This window comes from Aquimarina sp. TRL1, from assembly GCF_013365535.1.
GTDB lineage: Bacteria > Bacteroidota > Bacteroidia > Flavobacteriales > Flavobacteriaceae > Aquimarina > Aquimarina hainanensis.
Genome location: NZ_CP053590.1, coordinates 1,851,696 through 1,870,861, shown reverse-complemented (window position 1 = coordinate 1,870,861; position 19,166 = coordinate 1,851,696). Strand labels below are relative to the sequence as shown.

At 35.7% G+C, this 19,166-nt stretch carries 18 protein-coding genes; 10 read left to right on the top strand and 8 right to left on the bottom strand.

From position 1 onward, the window contains the following. Positions 1-34: 34 nt before the first annotated feature. The 5 genes from HN014_RS07570 to HN014_RS07550 form a co-directional block, all read right to left on the bottom strand. Positions 35-1,069 carry a VWA domain-containing protein gene (locus HN014_RS07570; RefSeq protein WP_176028278.1) on the bottom strand — a complete coding sequence of 345 codons (1,035 nt, stop codon included), beginning with the start codon at positions 1,067-1,069 and terminating at the stop codon, positions 35-37. Positions 1,070-1,193: 124 nt separating this feature from the next. Next, positions 1,194-2,198 carry a VWA domain-containing protein gene (locus HN014_RS07565; protein WP_176028277.1) on the bottom strand — a complete coding sequence of 335 codons (1,005 nt, stop codon included), beginning with the start codon at positions 2,196-2,198 and terminating at the stop codon, positions 1,194-1,196. A 2-nt stretch (positions 2,199-2,200) separates the two neighbouring features. Further along, positions 2,201-3,853, bottom strand: coding sequence for a DUF4381 domain-containing protein (locus HN014_RS07560; RefSeq protein WP_176028276.1), 1,653 nt, complete (start codon positions 3,851-3,853; stop codon positions 2,201-2,203). Between the two features lie 6 nt (positions 3,854-3,859). Continuing rightward, on the bottom strand, positions 3,860-4,726 hold the full coding sequence (locus tag HN014_RS07555) for a DUF58 domain-containing protein (RefSeq protein WP_176028275.1): 867 nt from the start codon (positions 4,724-4,726) through the stop codon (positions 3,860-3,862). Positions 4,727-4,797: 71 nt separating this feature from the next. After that, positions 4,798-5,799 carry a MoxR family ATPase gene (locus HN014_RS07550; protein ID WP_176028274.1) on the bottom strand — a complete coding sequence of 334 codons (1,002 nt, stop codon included), beginning with the start codon at positions 5,797-5,799 and terminating at the stop codon, positions 4,798-4,800. 325 nt (positions 5,800-6,124) lie between these two features. Here HN014_RS07550 and HN014_RS07545 point away from each other — a divergent pair, with 325 nt between their 5' ends. From HN014_RS07545 to speD, 4 genes are all read left to right on the top strand, one after another. Continuing rightward, positions 6,125-6,880 carry an SDR family NAD(P)-dependent oxidoreductase gene (locus HN014_RS07545; RefSeq protein ID WP_176028273.1) on the top strand — a complete coding sequence of 252 codons (756 nt, stop codon included), beginning with the start codon at positions 6,125-6,127 and terminating at the stop codon, positions 6,878-6,880. A gap of 83 nt (positions 6,881-6,963) precedes the next feature. Beyond that, a complete protein-coding gene (locus HN014_RS07540) occupies positions 6,964-8,100 on the top strand; it encodes an ATP-binding protein (RefSeq protein WP_176028272.1) in 1,137 nt (378 codons plus the stop codon). A 53-nt stretch (positions 8,101-8,153) separates the two neighbouring features. Then, a complete protein-coding gene (locus HN014_RS07535) occupies positions 8,154-8,690 on the top strand; it encodes a hypothetical protein (RefSeq protein WP_176028271.1) in 537 nt (178 codons plus the stop codon). Positions 8,691-8,723: 33 nt separating this feature from the next. After that, on the top strand, positions 8,724-9,095 hold the full coding sequence (speD, locus tag HN014_RS07530) for an adenosylmethionine decarboxylase (RefSeq protein ID WP_176028270.1): 372 nt from the start codon (positions 8,724-8,726) through the stop codon (positions 9,093-9,095). Between the two features lie 36 nt (positions 9,096-9,131). On the opposite strand, the gene HN014_RS07525 is transcribed toward speD, so the two are convergent. Further along, positions 9,132-10,313 carry a glutathionylspermidine synthase family protein gene (locus tag HN014_RS07525; protein WP_176028269.1) on the bottom strand — a complete coding sequence of 394 codons (1,182 nt, stop codon included), beginning with the start codon at positions 10,311-10,313 and terminating at the stop codon, positions 9,132-9,134. Continuing rightward, positions 10,276-10,839 carry a hypothetical protein gene (locus tag HN014_RS07520; RefSeq protein ID WP_176028268.1) on the bottom strand — a complete coding sequence of 188 codons (564 nt, stop codon included), beginning with the start codon at positions 10,837-10,839 and terminating at the stop codon, positions 10,276-10,278. The genes HN014_RS07525 and HN014_RS07520 overlap by 38 nt, the downstream gene beginning before the upstream one ends. A gap of 50 nt (positions 10,840-10,889) precedes the next feature. On the opposite strand from HN014_RS07520, the gene HN014_RS07515 reads away from it, so the two are divergent. From HN014_RS07515 to HN014_RS07490, 6 genes are all read left to right on the top strand, one after another. Continuing rightward, positions 10,890-12,410: a polyamine aminopropyltransferase gene (locus HN014_RS07515; RefSeq protein ID WP_176028267.1), complete on the top strand. Its 1,521-nt coding sequence runs from the start codon at positions 10,890-10,892 to the stop codon at positions 12,408-12,410. Between the two features lie 9 nt (positions 12,411-12,419). Further along, positions 12,420-13,148: a metallophosphoesterase gene (locus HN014_RS07510; RefSeq protein ID WP_176028266.1), complete on the top strand. Its 729-nt coding sequence runs from the start codon at positions 12,420-12,422 to the stop codon at positions 13,146-13,148. A 101-nt stretch (positions 13,149-13,249) separates the two neighbouring features. Then, positions 13,250-14,395: an SPFH domain-containing protein gene (locus HN014_RS07505; protein WP_176028265.1), complete on the top strand. Its 1,146-nt coding sequence runs from the start codon at positions 13,250-13,252 to the stop codon at positions 14,393-14,395. 57 nt (positions 14,396-14,452) lie between these two features. Beyond that, positions 14,453-15,553 carry a DNA helicase PriA gene (locus HN014_RS07500; RefSeq protein WP_176028264.1) on the top strand — a complete coding sequence of 367 codons (1,101 nt, stop codon included), beginning with the start codon at positions 14,453-14,455 and terminating at the stop codon, positions 15,551-15,553. A 568-nt stretch (positions 15,554-16,121) separates the two neighbouring features. Next, a complete protein-coding gene (locus HN014_RS07495; protein ID WP_176028263.1) occupies positions 16,122-17,030 on the top strand; it encodes a DUF5694 domain-containing protein in 909 nt (302 codons plus the stop codon). A gap of 426 nt (positions 17,031-17,456) precedes the next feature. Next, a complete protein-coding gene (locus HN014_RS07490; protein WP_176028262.1) occupies positions 17,457-18,560 on the top strand; it encodes a hypothetical protein in 1,104 nt (367 codons plus the stop codon). 122 nt (positions 18,561-18,682) lie between these two features. On the opposite strand, the gene HN014_RS07485 is transcribed toward HN014_RS07490, so the two are convergent. Then, a complete protein-coding gene (locus tag HN014_RS07485) occupies positions 18,683-19,126 on the bottom strand; it encodes a hypothetical protein (protein ID WP_176028261.1) in 444 nt (147 codons plus the stop codon). Between the last annotated feature and the right edge of the window lie 40 nt (positions 19,127-19,166).

Sequence of the window (19,166 nt, the reverse complement as noted above, 5' to 3'; positions counted from 1 at the left end):
CTTATTTTATGTTAGCACTTGTTCTCTACTAATACTATCGCTCATTAAACAAGTTTAATTTCTTTAACCAGGCTGTTTTTCTTTCTAATAAAAAAACATCTAAAATTAATAAAAATAGGGCGATCCCCAGAAACCATTGGAACTGATCTTTGAAGTCTGCATATTGTTTGGTTTCAAACTCTTTTTTATCCATATTATGTAATAGAGATGTTACTTTTTCAATCACCTTATTCGTACTTCTCCCATCGATGTACTCCCCATTTGCCTGATCGGCAATCTCCTGCAAGGTATTTTTATCCAGTCTGGTGATTACCGTTTCTCCCTGATTGTTCTTTTTATAGTTCTGAACTACCCCATTTCTCTTAATAGGAATAGGACCTCCTTTTGCTGATCCAACCCCAATGGTAAAAATACGAATTCCTTCTGCTGCTGCATCTTTAGCTATCGCTCCTACATTTCCTTCATGATCTTCTCCATCACTAATAATAAATAACACCCTATTTGTTTGCTCTTCATCATTATAATATGTTTTTGCCAGTTGTATTGCTTCATTAATAGCCGTTCCCTGTGATGATAAAATATCCGTATTCATTGACTGCAAAAACATTTTTGCAGAAGCATAATCTGTAGTAATGGGTAACTGAGGAAATGCACTTCCTGCATAAGCTATAATTCCTACCCGATCGCTCGCCAGATTATTCACGATTTGAGTTACTAGCTGCTTTGCCTTATCCAATCGGTTAGGAGCGATATCCTCTGCCAACATACTTTTAGAAACATCAATAGCAAATACAACATCCACCCCTTCTCTTTTTACAGTTTCTAGTTTGGTTCCCATCTTAGGATTAACCAACGCTATAATCATAAAAGCAATTGCCAGACAAGCAACAGTTACTTTGAGAATAGACTTCAGTACAGATTGATCCGGACTTAATCTTTTTAGCAAATGTTTCTCTGCAAATTTTTTCTGAGTGGTATTCTTCCAAACTAATACTCCTACAAACAGAAGTACAATGATGGGAATCACCAACAACAGCCAAAAATATATCTTTTCTTCCAGTACATACATAACTTACTATTCCTAATATTGTACTCACCAAGTGAGCTATTACTATTTTGAGGTGTGCCCTCAAAATCAAAAATTATTTCAAAATACTCCCCTAAGACTTCTATTGAGGTTCTTTTTTTGTTTATCAGACAAAACTTCTAAAAACCGTATACCTCAACAAGATCTCCAACAACAAAAACAAACCGGCAAGCAAAACTAACATTCTGAATTTTTCTTCATAGTTATAGAATTTAAATTCCTCTATATCGGTTTTTTCTAGTTTGTCTATTTCCTGATATATTTCTTTTAGTTTTGAATTATTAGTTGCTCTAAAATATTTTCCTTTGGTCACCTTTGCTATTTCCTTTAATAGCTTTTCGTCTATTTCTACTTGTACATTTCCATATTGAAACGAGCCATTAGGGCGTATTGCTACTGGAGCCAATGCCATTCCATTGGTACCTATTCCTATTGTATATGTTTTTATTCCATATTCTACTGCAAGTTCCGAGGCTATCTTAGGGTCAATAAATCCTGAGTTATTAGAACCATCCGTAAGCAAAATAACCACTTTGCTTTTTGCCTTACTATCTTTTAATCTATTAACAGCTGTTGCCAGCCCCATTCCAATAGCTGTTCCATTCTCCAGAACATTGTTATACCTAATATCCTTAAGCGCTCCTAAAACAATAGTCTTATCGCTAGTAATCGGAGTTTTGGTATAACTCTCTCCTGCATATACTACTAATCCAATACGATCACTTGGGCGACCTTTTATAAAATCAGCAGCTACCTTTTTTAAAGCTTCTAAACGATTAGGTCGCAAATCCTTTGCCAACATACTACCAGATACATCTATTGCCATCACAATATCAATTCCTTTTGTAGTTTTAGTTCTCGAAGAAACATCTACCGTTCTTGGGCGTGCCAATGCAATGATCAGCAATGCCAGAGAAAGTATTCTAAGTAAAAACAACACTGGCTTTATTTTAGCTAATACAGAGGTTTCTGCTTTGAATCCTTTGACACTGGAAATTTTCAGTACCGCCTGTTGTTTATTTCTTTTCCAAAAATACCAGGCAATTACCCCTGGCAGCAATAAAAACAACCAAAAAAACTGTGGGTTCTCGAATGTGAAATTTTCAAACATAATTATTTGGTGCTTTTTAATTCTACAGAGTTTACTATTCGGTCGGCTACCTCCTTCGCATATCGGTCCTCCTGATTATAAACTACTGTTATCTGCTGAAACCCTCCTCCTTCTGCAAAGTTTAGCATAACATATTCTTTCTTTAGCGTTTCTTTTAATACCGGATTCTCTACCTCCAATGTTCCGAAAATCTTAATTCCTTCTGCTCCTGCCAATGTCTTGTATTCGTCATCTTTAACGGTAATATTTTTTGCTCCCTGAGCTTCAAAAGAACCTACAACTCCTTCTACTGCTTTTTTCAGATCAACTTCTGTATCCTTCTTGAACTTTACTCCAGAAATGACGATATAAAAGTTATCCAACAAACTTCCATAAGTAAAACTCTCATTCCCTTTCAGGATCTGTTTTTGCTCTTCTGTCAACTGATATGTGTTTCTGATCAATACTTCTGGAGTAGAAATAGTTACAGCTGGCGCTCCATATTCACTTGTTATCCACTGTTTTTCTGCCAATTCTTTGGTTGGATGCCCGAATATATCATCTTTAAGTACTCCAAAACCTCTTACTAATCCCAGTACGACAATCATAATTGTTACCAATGCTACTGTAGCAACACTACCGATGACAATATTTTTATTCCGTTGTTTTATCGCTACTTGTTGACGATATGTTTCATCTGCTAACAGTTCTTCTTCGGTTGGTTCTGGAATAGCCTCCTTAGTCTTATGAATGATTTGCTCAATCACTGTTCGGTCAGCTTTGGCAATCCCTAAATCTGGTTTTGATTTTGCAAACTTAGCCATATCTGCTGTTTTCAAAACGTTTTCCAACTCCTTTACTGTTTCGATATCCAGTGTCAAACTCCCGGAAGCAATCTCTGATTCTAATCGTGTAATCAGCTCATCCGTTGTACTCTCCATCGCATGATCATATATCTCTTCATCTATATATTTTCTCGCGGTATCACTCAACTTAGAATAATATTCTTTATGAGAATCCTTTGCTAATAATCCCGATTGATCAATCTCCTGAAGGGTTTGGATAGCTCTCTCATAGGGTGGTAATTCTTTTTCTTTTGCGATCTTCTTCTTGCGTTTTCTCAGTAACAAAAATACTATAACAGCTATCAGCAGTACCCCTCCTATAATCATCAAAACCACTGGTAATATCCCAGAATAATCTGCTTTAGATTCTACCTCAACCAAAGGTTTGATCGCATACATTTTTTGCTTAGTAGTATCTACCGGTACATCACGCACTTCAACCTTTAAGGAATCTGTCAGTATTATTTTATCCCCTAACCGAATGTGCTGTTGAGGAATCGTATAATGACCAGAATCAAATTGAGTCAAACCATATTCTTTCAATAACTGTAACTTTCCATCTTTCTTTGTGCTGTCTATCGCATATGATTCAATAACTTCTAAAGGAGAAAAAGTAGCTCCTTCAGGAAACACTACTACTGCTGTTGTATCTACCTCTACCTTAAGAGTATACTTCAACTCTTCACCTATTTTTATAGAAGTTGCATTGATACTTGTTTTTACCTGCCCATAACTTTGATGCTTTCCCAGCCCCAATAAAAAGACAACTAAAGCGAGTATCAGGTAGCTTTTATTGTATGTATCTTCTGTTTTTTTCCGTATCTGCATCATGTTTAACTACCCTCTACGTTTAAAATATCCTAATAATTTTTTCACATAACTCTCATCCACCCTAGTACTTAATGAGCCCGATCCACTTCTGGTAAAACTATCTTTAAAATACGCTGTCTTTTCTGCATAAAAAGCGGCATAATTACGTCTTACCTTCTTAGAACTGGTATTCACCAAAACACTTTCTCCGGTTTCCTCATCTTCCATCTGTACCAATCCGAGATTCGGAATTTCTTCTTCTCTTTGATCATACACTCTGATACCAGTCACATCATGTCGTTTCCCTACTATTTTTAGCGTTTGCTGATATTCATCTGCTATAAAATCAGAAAGCATAAAAACAATCGCTTTTTTCTTCATAACACTAGACAAAAACTTGAGTGCTTCCGTGATATTTGTTTGTTTACTTTTCGGTTCGAATTCAAGTAATTCTCTTATAATCCTCAATACATGAGATCTTCCTTTTTTAGGGGGAATAAAGAGTTCTATTTCATCCGTAAATAGAATAAGTCCGATTTTATCATTGTTTTGAGTTGCAGAAAAAGCAAGTGTTGCCGCTATTTCTGTGATGATTTCTTTTTTGAACTGCTGTTTTGTACCAAACAACTGAGAACCTGAAGCGTCTACCATTAACATCATGGTTAGCTCTCTTTCTTCTTCAAAAACTTTTACATATGGTTCGTTATAACGAGCGGTTACATTCCAGTCAATATTCCGTACATCATCTCCAAACTGGTATTGACGAACCTCACTAAACGTCATCCCTCTACCTTTGAAAGTAGAGTGGTATTCTCCTCCAAAGATATGATCACTAAGACGACGTGTCTTTATTTCTATTTTTCGTACTTTTTTTAGTAGCTCTTTCGTATCCATAATCTTGTTTCAGCAGGTGCTCATGTAATTGTATGTTCTATACAGGGTTCTAACAGTTTGACAACTGTTCTCTATGGCACTTCGATCTCGTTGACAATCTTATTGATAATATCTACTGAAGTTACATTTTCTGCTTCTGCTTCATAAGTAATTCCAATTCGATGTCTTAATACATCATGTACAATAGCTCTCACATCTTCAGGAATTACATATCCTCTTCTCTTAATAAAGGCGTAGCATTTTGCTGCAGTTGCCAAATTGATACTCCCTCTCGGAGAAGCTCCGAAACCGATTAATGGTTTTAGGTTTTCCAGTCCATAACGTTCTGGATATCTCGTTGCAAAAATGATATCGAGAATGTATTTCTCGATTTTCTCATCCATATACACTTCCTTCACAGCTTGTTGCGCCTTAAGGATTTGTTCTAAGGAAACCACTGGATTTACAGTATCAAAAGATCCCTTAAGATTTGCTCGTACAATCAGTTGCTCTTCCTCTAATTTAGGGTAGTCTATAACTGTTTTCAGCATAAAACGATCGACTTGTGCTTCTGGTAGCGGGTATGTTCCTTCCTGTTCTACCGGGTTTTGAGTAGCCATTACCAAAAATGGCTTATCTAACACAAAAGTTTCATCTCCGATTGTCACTTGTTTTTCCTGCATTGCTTCCAGTAAGGCACTTTGCACTTTGGCAGGAGCCCTGTTAATCTCATCCGCTAAAACAAAATTAGCAAAAATTGGTCCTTTCTTGATCGAGAAATCATTCTCTTTCATATTATAAATCAAGGTTCCTATTACATCTGCCGGTAATAAATCCGGAGTAAACTGAATTCGGCTAAAATCTCCATGTACTGCTTTGGACAACGTATTAATCGCCAGGGTTTTTGCTAAACCAGGAACCCCTTCCAATAGAATGTGACCTTGTCCTAACAACCCTATCAGTAATCGTTCGACCATGTGTTTCTGACCTACGATCACTTTATTCATTTCCATAGTTAACAAGTCTACAAAAGCAGATTCCTGTTGTATCTTTTCATTTATTGAGGTAATATCAATAGAACTGTTTTCTTCCATCTATTTTTATTTTTAAAGCCGTGAATTTAATATTCCTATACAAACATTGCAAATCGTCCAAATATTTTTCGTTTAACTTACTAGATGAGATTTGCTTCTCCTCAACTATCCTAATTTTAAAAGTTTCTTTCAAACAGCTACTTTATAAATCAACTACAAAATAGCCTGCTAAAATCATTACGCAAAACAATTTCTATTAAACTCTTTTTTTGCATTATATTTAAAGAAAAATTTGACATAGCGATTTTCATCGCCTTCTGCAATGGTATATCCCAAAGACGAAACTCACTTTGTAATGTTGCAGGATTGAAAAAAACAAAAAACTATGAAAACGGCATTCATTACTGGTGCGACAAGTGGTATCGGAAAATCTACTGCAATTGAACTTGCTAAACACCAAATAAATCTCATTTTATGTGGAAGAAGAAAAGAACGATTACTCGCTTTAAAGGAAGAATTAGAAAAACAGGTGCAAGTACACATCTTAGCTTTTGATATCAGAGACCGGGAAGAAACATTAAAACAAATCGATTCACTTCCTGATAATTTTAAAAACATTGATATTCTAATCAACAATGCTGGAAATGCACATGGGCTCGATCCAATTCAAGAAGGGAATATTGATGACTGGGATGCTATGATTGATATTAATGTAAAGGGGTTACTGTATGTTTCTAAAGCAATTATTCCAGGAATGGTCAGCCGTCAATCAGGGCACATCATTAACATTGGATCTATTGCTGCTAAAAGTGTATATCCTAATGGAGGAGTATATTGTGCTAGTAAATCTGCTGTGGATGCCATCAATACAGGAATGCGAATAGACCTCAATAAGCACGGTATCAGAGTTGGGGCAATACATCCCGGATTGGTCGCTACTGAATTCAGTGAAGTTCGCTTTAAAGGAGATCAACAAAAAGCAATACCTGTTTATGAAGGATATACTCCATTATCTGCAGAAGATATTGCCGATATTATAGCTTTTGTTGTAACTCGACCTTATCATGTCAATATTGCTGACCTGGTTGTATATCCTACCGCCCAGGCAACAGCCTCTATTATTAATAAGACTTCTGTCTGATATCACCCGACACACAGATCATTAATCAAAAAATAATGAGTCCAACCAAGAAGCATTAACCTCTACTAAAAAACATTTTTATTGTGATTAACAAACGTCTTCTTATTAAAAATTTATTGGCTCATAATGATGAAAATAGTTTTTATGACAAAAAACGAAAACTAAACTTGTCTGAAAAGGAAGGAAAAGCCAAGTTTCTGAAACACATTTGTGCTTTGGCTAATTCTAACCCAGAAAACAATTCCTATATCGTTATCGGAGTTGAAGATGACGACAACAGAATTGTTGGAGTAGATTTTTTTGATGACAGTAAAATTCAAAATCTGGTAAATGCCTATCTGGACAACCCCCCTCTGGTTGCTTATGAAAATATCCATTTCCCTCATTTACCCAGTGATAAAGTTGTCGGTCTTGTTTCTATTCGTGCCATCAAGAACAAGATCTGTTCTTTGAGAAAAAATATTTGGAAATACTATGGAGGCAGTGTCTTCTTTAGAGAAGGCAGCATGAGTATGCCTAAGGTTTTTGACATAGAGCTAAAAGACACCAACTCCACAGTTGTAGAAGCAATAGAAAGCCATGCACGTAATAACATCAAACTTACACTAGATGGAGTCTTTGATTTTATGAGCTCCAGAAAAGACTACAACCCTAACTACAAGGTATTTAAGGAGTATTTTGTTATTTGCTGGGCTGGTAAGGAGAAGCAAACCAAAGAAGACACTTATTATTCCCGTGTAGATATCGCTCTTATCAATGAACAGGTAAAATTGTTCTACTCTCAGTTTGATGAGGTAAGTATCTATATTTCGGATGAAAAATTCAAAATTATCGAGTATGTACAACTCGGACTTAACAACTCTTATAAGTATTACCCCCTGGAGGAGGTTACTATTTCTTTTAAAAACAATGCCAGTTATGATATAGAGAATAAGCTTTTATTCAAGCCTCCAAAATTCAACAGAAAAACCTTATATCATTTTTACAACAACAACAATGCAATTCTGGAAAAGCTGAAAAACAAGGTTCCATTATCCCCGCAAGAAGAAAAAGACCTGTTTGCGCTACCTGGAACCTATCTTATTTGTTATTTTAATGAGTTCAAAGAAGCAAAAGAAAAACTGGAAGGTGCTAAACCATACATAAAATTGTACAGTACAGAGGTCTATCAATTGTATAAAGAATCCATTCGTATTTTAAGAAAAGTAAGATATAGCTGATTCTTTATTATTTTCGTTATATTAGCCTCAGTTTACTAAGCCCAATCCCAATTATGAAAAAAATATTTCTTCTTGTATTTATTAGTTTTCTTGCGCTATCATGCAGCAACAATGTAGATTTAGCTATTGACAATCCTACTAACCTTCCTGTAGAGGTAAAAATAGACACTTTACTTGTTGAAGTCCCTGCCAAAGAAGTTGTCTGGGTAGAAATGGGAAAAGGGGAACATACGGTTACTCTGGCTAATGATAGTATTATTACTCACAACTTTACAGAACGTCTGTATATGGTGAACCCTACAGAAACGAGATACCTTCTCAGTGAACAATATTATGGAAGTCCTGCATTTCAAAATAGTTACATCAGCACACTTCCTTCTAAAAAAATCACTTATTTAGGAACAGAGATAGAAGGGAATTACGATGTAATAAGCAATGTAATTACAAAAGTATCCTGGGATTACGGCCCTAGAGAATCGCTTCCGGAAATGGTACAGGTTGACAGTGATGAACAATACACGCTTTTATTAAAACTAAGTGACCCTTATGAATTGATGGAGCAAATACAAAGCTCCAGAGGAGAAGAATAACAGAACTAATAATTTAATTCTTACATAAGATTTATGCCTCATTTAGGCTTACATTGTACATGGGATGTGTATACTAACGACACCCAAAAACTTTCTTACGTTCCGTATATCAGAGAAGTACTTCATAAGGTAGTAGACGAACTAGGACTTTCCAAAGTTCAGGAAGCATTTAAGCAGTTTGATCCTATTGGAGTGACCGGGTTTATATTATTAGAGGAAAGTCATATCAGCATCCATACATGGCCAGAACATAGCTATGCTGCTATCGATGTGTTTTCCTGCAAAGATTTTGACGTAACCTTAGTCAAGAACATGCTTGCTGATTTATTACATTCTGATACGATTGAAATCCACGAGCTAAAAAGGGGAAATATTAGTCAAAGTGGAGCTTCAAATGCCTCTTAATGCAGCAGAAAGCCGCCTATAAATCCTCTTAAAACATTACCAGATAAAATGTGACATAAACTCACAATCATCTGTAATAATGGGACTCTCTTGTGTTCTAAAGTTTATTGCAGAGGGCTTCTGGGTATACACAACTCCTGTCTGATAATAGTACTCTTCTTTGTCTTTTACCAAAGGATAAAATCGTTGGTACACTCTGGACTGCTGACCATAATCTCCTTTAGAATGTATTTCTTTTCCTCTGGAAAGGGTAACATTCTCCCCCAACCGTCCATATATAGGTTTAGACACATAGTCTCTTCCTTGCAGTTTTTCTTCTGTCAGATATGTTTCTGCAATCACCTGATTCGGAAAATGCTCTGTAATATACGCCAGGAATTTTTTGTTTTGCCAAATAGCTGTATATGCAGGATTTAACACCACACATAACTCTTTTTGAACAATGGTTGCCAATGTTTTTGCTAATTCCGGTTCCTCAGTAAACATCCAGTCCCAAGGCACAATTTTAAACCATACATCTACGGGTTGATATTCTCCTCCAACTTCGTAAAAAATCCCTTCTTCTTCAGAAAAAACAACCTGCTCCAGATCACAATAGAAAGGCTCATACCCCGCCTTATAAGCTGCACCCATTACACAATTGGCATTCAATATATCTTCTTTATATCCGAATGTAGAAGCCAGAAAAACTGGTTTTTCATGAGACATGGAACTGCGTAAGTTTTTCAGCGATTCGGTAATATCTCTTTCCAGTGTATTATACTGCCTAAACTGGTTTCCTAGTTTTTCTAATTGTAAGGGTTGCCAAAAAATAGTTTCTGGTAATGTGCTACAGGTATCTGCATTAAATTCAATAACCTTCGCTCTTGTATTATTGAATCCGGCATTAAGATCAAAGCGCCCGTATAAAAAGGCATGCTTCTTACGATTGTTCCAGCTATGTACAATACACTCTTTAAAAAAAGATGGGATTTGTAGTTTTTCCAAAGCATCATTGGCAATAATATGCGCTGTCGCTTTTTCAAACAATTGGTATGCTTCTTCAGCTGTTTTTGTGAATTGATGTATCTCAGAGGGATAAACCCCTAACAACTCTTCTGAAAAATAATCCTCCTTCAAATACCAATGTAATTGATGAGGAACATGTTTCTTTTTTAATCGCTTAATTTCCTTAAAACGACTATCCTCCAAAGGATCTAAAAGATTTTCCTTTACCATATCCTGTTGATGAACTTCCCGGAACACGAACCCTACGTGTAGTCGCAGAACTTTTTAAATCATTTTTTAACCCAGTTGACTTTTCATAAGCACCAGGTGTTTTATAATTATTCGCATTCGGAGATACACTTCCTAAATTTCTGTTAAAAAAAGAACCTGCTAATGAATACAGTAAAATACTTCTCAAACCAGAATGTCTATAGCTTCCATTAGAACTGCTCTCGTCTTTCATTGTACGAAGCGACAATGTATCAGTAGTTCCTTCTAATGTATGAACAATTGCTATTGACTTTTCTTTTTCATCAATAATACGTTCATCAATAATCTTATATTCATTACCTGGTTCTACCTCTTCTACTTCTGTAACAACACCTTTAGTAGACTCGTACACTGTTTTTTCTACAGAGTCCTTAATTCTTGGAGAACCATCTCCTCCACAACTCTGCACTAACAAACTGGTAGAAATAAGACCTGCTGCTACCATTTTTCTGGACAAGACAAAGGCATTTATGGTTTTTTTGTTCATCTTTGAAGTTTAATTGGGTCAGTATATTTCCTCAAACATAGTCAATTTATATGAAAAAAAAAATCCTATTACCCCTAGCCGTATTTATTGCCGGACTATGCTCCATTATTTATGAGCTCCTGATTAGTACGACTGCCACCTATTTTCTAGGAGATGGTGTCCGCCAATTCTCTATTATTATTGGTATTTATCTTTTCTCTATGGGGATTGGAGCTTTTTTATCTAAATATCTAAAAAACCAATCTCTTCAATTCTTTATCCTCATTGAGTATGCACTTGGTTTTATTGGAGGGATCTCCGTTCCTCTTCTCTATTTTCTTTTTGTTAATGTTAATACAACTGTACTACAAATATTAATTTTGTGTATTATTTTCATCATCGGATTATTAACCGGTATGGAAGTTCCTTTACTTACATTTGCCTCCAGCACTAAAAACTTTAAAAGCAATCTCTCTCATGTCTTATCACTAGATTATATAGGGGGTCTGATTGCCACCTTACTATTTCCTTTTGTTTTACTTCCTTTTGTTGGTCTTTTTTACTCTTCTATTCTTTTTGGAATTGTCAATATCTTATTGGGATTATTTCTGAATATCACTTTCTTCAAAAAGAAAATAGCAACTACCTTAATTGGAATTTTTGCTCTCCTATTGCTTCTTACTCTTGTGCTCTTTGGAGGGCAGTTATTAAAAATATGGGATCAAAAAATATACAAACATCCCATTGTTCTGAATGTTCAGACACCTTATCAAAAAATAGTACTAACCAAAAAGCAGGAGGATGTTCGGCTCTACCTAAATAGGGTAATTCAGTTTTCTTCTGCAGATGAACATCGATATCATGAAAGCTTAGTTCATATACCCCTTGCCGCACACTCCAGACCTGAAAAAGTACTGATTCTTGGTGGAGGAGAAAATCTGGCAAGCAGGGAGGTATTAAAAAACCCTCTGGTTTCTCAGATTGATGTTGTAGATATTGATAGCACCATGTTTTATCTGGCAAAAACAAACCCGCACCTGACTCAGATCAACCAACATGCTGCAACCCACCCAAAAGTAAACCTTATTACTGAAGATGCATTTACGTTTTTATTCACCAACCAGGAACCTTATGATATTATTATAGCCGACCTCCCTGATCCGGTAAATGAAGCAATTGCTCGATTGTACAGCAAGCAGTTTTTTTTAATGGCTAAACGCAACTTAAAGAAAGATGGGGTTTTTGTTACTCAATCCGGTGAAATTTATTTCTCTAACACTGTTTTCAGCTGTATCAACAGAACCTTGAATACTGTATTCCCATTTGTCAAAACATACCATACATATATTCCTTCCTTTGGAGATTGGGGTTTTCATATCGCAGCAAATAACGATATCGACCCTGATCAACTTACCATTACCGATAATTTACAATTTTTAGATACCAAACAAGCTGTTTCCTCGTTTCAAATGCCAAAAGATATTTCTATTGCAGCTACCAAGATCAATACCTTGGACAACCCCATCATATTAGATTATTTTTTGGACGACTGGAATACCTGGAAATCAGATTTTACCACAAACACAAAATAAATCACACAAATGAACAGAACCCTTGTCATCGGTGACATTCACGGTGCACTCAAAGCACTAAAACAAGTAATAGAAAAAGCACAAGTAACTCCAGAAGATACCTTAATTTTTTTAGGGGATTATGTAGATGGGTGGAGTGACAGCACAGCACTCGTTTCTTATTTAATTGAGCTGCAACAAACACATCAATGTATTTTTATTCGGGGAAATCACGACGATCTTTGCTATACTTGGCTGTCAGAAAAACAGTATTTCCCGGAATGGTTACAACACGGAGGAAAAGTAACCATGGATGGATACAACGCACTATCCAAAGAAGAAACCTCCCTACATATTCAATTTTATGAACGCCTGAATAATTATCATATTGATGCTAAGAATCGTTTGTTTTTGCACGCGGGGTTCACAAATCTAAAAGGACCTCACTTGGAATATTTTCCCAAAAATTTTTATTGGGATCGTACTCTTTGGGAAATGGCACTCGCATTAGACCCTAATTTGGACGAGTCTAGTATACATTATCCAAAAAGATTATTACTTTTTGACGAGATCTTTATCGGTCATACTCCTGTAACTCGCATTAATAAAACGATTCCAACTCAGGCTGCCTCTGTTTGGAATATCGACACCGGAGCTGCCTTTAAAGGTCCTTTGACGATCTTGAATGCAGATACCAAAGAATATTGGCAGAGTGACCCTGTTTTTCAACTATATCCAGGTGAAAAAGGAAGAAATTAGTATAGAAAGATCCCCGAAAATCAAAACGGCACACCTCCTACTGTTTTTTTTCGGTTCTATTTCGTAGTTTTAGAAACTAGTATTCATAATTATTGAACATAATGGGAATTTTTGACGAAATAAAGAAAAAATTAAGCCATGAATTTATTGACATTGTAGAGTGGTTAGACAACACCAATAATACAATTGTTCACAGATTCGAGCGCTATCAGAACGAGATAAAAAACGGAGCACAACTTATTGTTCGAGAGGGGCAAACTGCTGTTTTTATCAGTGAAGGGCAACTTGCCGATGTATTTACTCCGGGAACATATACACTAAACACACAAAACTTACCCATATTAACAACCATAAAAGGTTGGAAATATGGATTCAACAGCCCGTTTAAAGCCGAAGTATATTTTGTAAATACACGTTTATTTACAGATGAAAAATGGGGAACAAAAAATCCGATTACATTAAATGACGATCGGTTTGGTCTTGTAGAAATCAGGGCTTTTGGTACCTATGCTTTTAAAATCAGTGATGCTGGTAAGTTTATTATTGATGTAGTAGGAACACATCCTAACTTTACTAATTTTGAGATCAATGAACACCTCAAAAGCCTGATCGCTACTCGTTTTACAGATACTATTGGAGAAGCTAATCTTCCGATAGAACTATATGCTGCAAATACGAGCGAATTATCAGAGACTTGCCTGGAAGTGATGCAACCTGAATTTAATCTGGTAGGAATTACTTTAGAGCGATTCTACATAGAAAATGTCTCTATGCCGGAAGAATTAAAGAAAGAAATTTTTGAATATAGTCGTATTGACAAGATTGATCTGGACAGGTTGACCAAATTCAAAACAGCCAAGGCAATCGAAGCTGCTGCTGCAAATGAAGGAGGAACTGCTGGGGCTGGAATGGGAATGGGAATGGGATTTGTACTGGCGCAACAAATGGGTGGAATGATGAACCCTATGGCATCACAAGTACAACAAACTACTCCTCAACAAACTGCTGCCAACCATTCGACTCCTCCTCCAATGCCTGCTCAAACGGTATATCATTATGCATTTAACGGACAACAAGCAGGACCCGTTCCTTTTGAACAATTAAAAATGCTATTTGCTAACCGAACTATTAATAAAGATACACTGATCTGGAAACAAGGAATGGCTAATTGGGCAGCATTAAAAGATATTGAAGAATTAAAAGTATTTTTAGGTGGCAACACACCTCCTCCCTTACCTGGAGCATAAATACATTTTGATTACATTCGCAATCTCCCGGCTGTCAAAAGCCGGGATTTTATACCTATGGAAAAACAAAAAAGAACGATTTCTGAACAAAAGAAGTCCTGTATTAATTGTGGAGCCGAATTAACATACAAGCCTGGTACCCACATGACTACTTGTGATTATTGCGGTCACAAAGAAGAAATCAGCCCTTCAGAAATTGGATTCGAAGAATTAGAGCTTAAGCCATATCTCAATGAAATGGGATCTCAGTCTCACTCAGAAGAGATCACTATGCTTCACTGCAAAAACTGTGGTGCCAATCAACATATAGAAGAGAACTACAAATCCTTGCATTGTGTGTATTGTACAATGCCATTAATTGTAGAAGACACCTATACGGAAGATTGGATATTACCTGGAGCAATTCTCCCTTTTCAGTTCGATCAGAAAAAATCTCATCAGGTTTTTATGAATTGGGTAAAAGGCTTATGGTTTGCCCCTAATAATCTAAAAAAAGCAGCTTTGGATCCTCAATATACCAAAGGGCTATATCTCCCATATTGGACTTTTGATGCACAGCTGTATGCCTCTTATACAGGACAGCGTGGAACGTATTATTATGTAACGGTTCCTTACACCACCACTGTAAATGGGAAAACAGTAACCAAAACTCGCAGTGAACGCCGTACAAGATGGTCTTCTACAAAAGGGACTATTACTGGTTTCATCGATGATACACTTATCAGTGCTTCTAATCAACACAGAAATCAAATCCCTGCAAAAATAACCAACTGGAAACTCGACGCCTTAGAACCTTTTAACAGCAGCTTTCTAGCAGGTTTTATTACCGAGAAATACACAATATCACTAAAAGATGGGCACTTACAGTCTAACAAAGAAGCTAAAAAAATCGCAACTTCCTGGGCAAAAAGAGATATTGGAGGAGATGAACAACGAGTACACAACATAAATATGAATTTATCTGAAGAAACATTTAAGCACATTTTATTACCAGTATATGTTAGCTCATATCAGTATAGTGGAACCAAGTACAACTTTTTCATCAATGGACAAACCGGTACAATCTCAGGGAAACGTCCTTATTCCTTTTGGAAGATCTTTTTCTTCGTTTTGTTTATAATACTGGTTATTGGGGTTCTGGTAGTGTTTTTTCAATAAATGAAACATAAAAAAATCACCCACCATCATTATATCAGGTCTATATAACACAAACCCCTTGTTATAAACGAACAAGAATTTGGAAACATAACTGCTTATTTTTCTGAATTAGGGTGTGTGTTTTTTCTTTTTTTTTAAAAAATTAGTTTTTTATCAAGTTCCATTCATCGATACTTTCTCATAGTTTCATCTACAGTGATTTGTTTTTAAACTATCTTATCTCGATTTTTTTTCTCTTTCCTACTACTTTTACAACAAGATTTTTAAGAATATTCAATGTATATGAAACATAAAGTAAGTACCATTAGTTGCCTCTAAAAAGAAACATATACAAATGAAATTTATAATATATTTTACCCCATAACCCGTAGCAATAGCAAATGATCTCAAAGTTGAAACGAACAGTGGCAGAAGAGGCTGTCGTTCAACTTTGAGACGTATTAAACACCTCTCTTCCGGTTACTTTATATACCCACTCACAATCACATTTCATAAATACGGTTCTTTACTCTATAAGCTGTAACAATCCGGTAAACTCTTTATCTTTTAGAAAACGAAATATCGTATTATGAAAAAGCTCATTTATGGAATTACACTATTAATCTTGCCATTCTCTTGTATATCTCAAGAAAACAGAGCTATCAAAAAATCTACATCATCAAAACAAGAAAATTTGGTGATAAAGCCAGAACATTTTATAGGGAAACACAAAGCTAAAGTGATGATTTTAGGGATCTTTCATTTTAATAACCCCAATTTGGATAGCTACAAAAAACAATACTCTTTTGACATTCTAAAAGAAAGCAGACAGAAAGAATTAGAAATATTACTACATAAAATTGCAAAATACAACCCAACAAAAATATTGATCGAATCTGATCGTATTAAAATGAACGATCGCATCAATGAACAATACCAACAATATGTACATGACTCATATGATATTACCAGCAAGAGAGATGAGACATACCAAATTGCTTTTAAACTAGCTAAAAAACTAAAGCATGATAAGATTTATTGTACTGATGCACCTTCTGAATGGTTCGGTGCTAATTTAGATTGGGACTCATACAACAGAGAGGCTTATCTCAAATCTACAGGGCAATACAATAAAACAAGTCGTTATGACTACAACGCTTTATACAGACTACATGACTCCTTAACTTCAACCCAATCACTAACAGAACATCTGACTTTAATAAATACCCCTTCAAATCGTTTAAAAGATCATCAGGCTTATTTAACCGAGACTATTTTAGAAGGAGCTGGAGATCATTACGTAGGAGCAGATTCTGTTGGAAGATGGTATCGTAGAAACCTAAGAATTTTTGCAAACGCATACGATCTTACTAATTTTGATCAACAAGAAAGACTTTTGCTTATTTATGGAGCTGGACATGTTTGGCAATTACGGCAATTCTTTACTGATTCCCCAGATTTTGATTATATAGAAACAAACAGTTATTTAACAAAATAAACCTACAACTCAACATCTATTATCTTGCTTTTTTATTCTATAGCTAAATAATACTCAAGAAACCTTCTCTCTGTGATAAACACATGAAATTTGTATTTCTTAAGAGTTATTTAGAAGCTCTCGTATCCGATTATAGCACCTAAGAAACACTGGTCAATTATATTCTTCCTAAAATCTGCTCAAAAAAAGGGGAAAAATCCCCACTTTCCTCTATTGTAATCATTTACTCAAAAGAATACCTTTGCCCCGTACTTTCCTTAATCCCTTCCTTGGTTATTTATAAGTAAAGCTCCTCCCTAAAGCTTAAAAAGAGTAGTTTTTACCCTTTACCGCTACTAAAATACCATGGAACCAGTTAAGATCATTTTTGGTTTTTACTCAGTAATCCCATAGCAAGATTATTACTAATGAACAAAAAAGAAAACCATGATAAAAAAAACCTACCTGGTCTTATCCATTCTACTATTAGCCATATTTGCTTGCCAAAAAGATGATGTATCTACAAACTGTATTGATCTGGAGTTTTTAAAAGGAGAATGGATTGGAGAATTTCATCAGTATAACTATGGAAAATACCCGATGATTATGATTGTAAAAAATGTTGACGGTTGTCATTTTTCAGGAGAACTCTATTGGCCAACTTTACGAAATAGTGTAACAGTGATGGAAGGGCATTTTAAAAACAATATGCTCTTTTGGACAGAACCCCATCTAATAAGCGGATCCAATATCGTATTAAACGGAGAATATACTGTTCCTTTTTCTAACGAAAAAGAACTGTCTGGAAATTGGTATTATCCTAATCAACCCTCCTCAGAAGGTGGCGTATTTACTATCTCTCAAAAATGGTATGAATATCTTCCTGATTGCCCTTGTTTTTATTTTGATGCATCTTCTTTAGGGAAAACTTTGAACCCTCCTGGACAATGGCAGGATTGCGGTGCTGCCAATCAAGATTATCACTATGGAGCAACTACAGAAGTTCGATGGATTCCTGATGGAAAAAAATTTCCCGGACAACAATGTACGTATGATAGTAGTGGAAAATTAATCACCTCTGGTATTGCAGCAGGAACTCCAGACAAAGTCTCTCCCAGAATTTGCGGATTCGAAGATGCATCCCTTGGAAACACTGATCCGATAACACACTTTACTAAAGATGTAATCACCTGGAAAATCCTACCGTGTGCCGAATATTTACGAGACTGGCCGGCAAATGCCGATAGATGTTCCAACGACAATCCTATAAGTGATATCAATCATATACCAAAGTTAGCCGAAAATATGTCCTGTGAAGAGCTCAGTGTTCTTATACAAAACGCCTATGAAAGTACATACATCGATTGGGATTTGAGAGATTATATTACAGGAAAAAAACCTCTCAATTACCCTCAAAAAGAAAAACTACTAACCGATTTAAACGAATGGTATTCAAAAGAATGCAACTCCATTGGTCTTCCTCCTTTTCCTTTATTCAGACCTGATCTCTGTTATGTTATAAACAAAACGATAGAAAACATAAAAGACTAAAGAAATCTTATTGCCAATAGTAAAAAGCTATTGGCATTTTCTATTAATTCTTTTCCCCAGATTGACCATTATCTTAGCGTAGCTAAACAGCTTTCTTTCTCTATAAAGGCAAGAAAGTTTTTTTATTCAATTCGCAATACCTTATATCCCGGTTGATTATTGGTGAAACAGATTTCCTCCAACACCTGAATCTTCAATTTATTTCTACTTGTATCCCCCTTATTTGTTTTATAAAATGCAGCACTTACTCCCAGTGCTATTTCTTCTCCTGGGTTTACCACACGAGTCACCCCTGCTCCTGCTCCAATAAGAGTAATCACACGGACCACTGCAACTGTCGTATTCTTTTGGGCACATGCATTTGCTTTTTTGTTTTCTGACAGGCTGATCAATTCCGCTGTAAAAAGAAGGGTTCCCGGATTAATGGCTTCCTCTTCTCCCATATATTGAGGTTTCTTTACTGTCGTAGCTGGTTTTTCTTTTTTCACATCTTTTTCTTGTGCAATCCCTGGTGATTTACAAGAAATACATCCGATACATATAAGCACAAATAACACCTTACTCATCACTATATTTTTATCAATTATTTTTTTTTAAATTAAAAAA

Excerpts from the sequence above, each read along its gene's own strand:
- HN014_RS07570 (WP_176028278.1), bottom strand. The coding sequence starts at position 1,069 with ATGTATGTACTGGAAGAAAAGATATATTTTTGGCTGTTGTTGGTGATT.
- HN014_RS07565 (WP_176028277.1), bottom strand. The coding sequence starts at position 2,198 with ATGTTTGAAAATTTCACATTCGAGAACCCACAGTTTTTTTGGTTGTTT.
- HN014_RS07560 (WP_176028276.1), bottom strand. The coding sequence starts at position 3,853 with ATGATGCAGATACGGAAAAAAACAGAAGATACATACAATAAAAGCTAC.
- HN014_RS07555 (WP_176028275.1), bottom strand. The coding sequence starts at position 4,726 with ATGGATACGAAAGAGCTACTAAAAAAAGTACGAAAAATAGAAATAAAG.
- HN014_RS07550 (WP_176028274.1), bottom strand. The coding sequence starts at position 5,799 with ATGGAAGAAAACAGTTCTATTGATATTACCTCAATAAATGAAAAGATA.
- HN014_RS07545 (WP_176028273.1), top strand. The coding sequence starts at position 6,125 with ATGAAAACGGCATTCATTACTGGTGCGACAAGTGGTATCGGAAAATCT.
- HN014_RS07535 (WP_176028271.1), top strand. The coding sequence starts at position 8,154 with ATGAAAAAAATATTTCTTCTTGTATTTATTAGTTTTCTTGCGCTATCA.
- speD (WP_176028270.1), top strand. The coding sequence starts at position 8,724 with ATGCCTCATTTAGGCTTACATTGTACATGGGATGTGTATACTAACGAC.
- HN014_RS07525 (WP_176028269.1), bottom strand. The coding sequence starts at position 10,313 with ATGGTAAAGGAAAATCTTTTAGATCCTTTGGAGGATAGTCGTTTTAAG.
- HN014_RS07520 (WP_176028268.1), bottom strand. The coding sequence starts at position 10,839 with ATGAACAAAAAAACCATAAATGCCTTTGTCTTGTCCAGAAAAATGGTA.
- HN014_RS07515 (WP_176028267.1), top strand. The coding sequence starts at position 10,890 with ATGAAAAAAAAAATCCTATTACCCCTAGCCGTATTTATTGCCGGACTA.
- HN014_RS07510 (WP_176028266.1), top strand. The coding sequence starts at position 12,420 with ATGAACAGAACCCTTGTCATCGGTGACATTCACGGTGCACTCAAAGCA.
- HN014_RS07505 (WP_176028265.1), top strand. The coding sequence starts at position 13,250 with ATGGGAATTTTTGACGAAATAAAGAAAAAATTAAGCCATGAATTTATT.
- HN014_RS07500 (WP_176028264.1), top strand. The coding sequence starts at position 14,453 with ATGGAAAAACAAAAAAGAACGATTTCTGAACAAAAGAAGTCCTGTATT.
- HN014_RS07495 (WP_176028263.1), top strand. The coding sequence starts at position 16,122 with ATGAAAAAGCTCATTTATGGAATTACACTATTAATCTTGCCATTCTCT.
- HN014_RS07490 (WP_176028262.1), top strand. The coding sequence starts at position 17,457 with ATGATAAAAAAAACCTACCTGGTCTTATCCATTCTACTATTAGCCATA.
- HN014_RS07485 (WP_176028261.1), bottom strand. The coding sequence starts at position 19,126 with ATGAGTAAGGTGTTATTTGTGCTTATATGTATCGGATGTATTTCTTGT.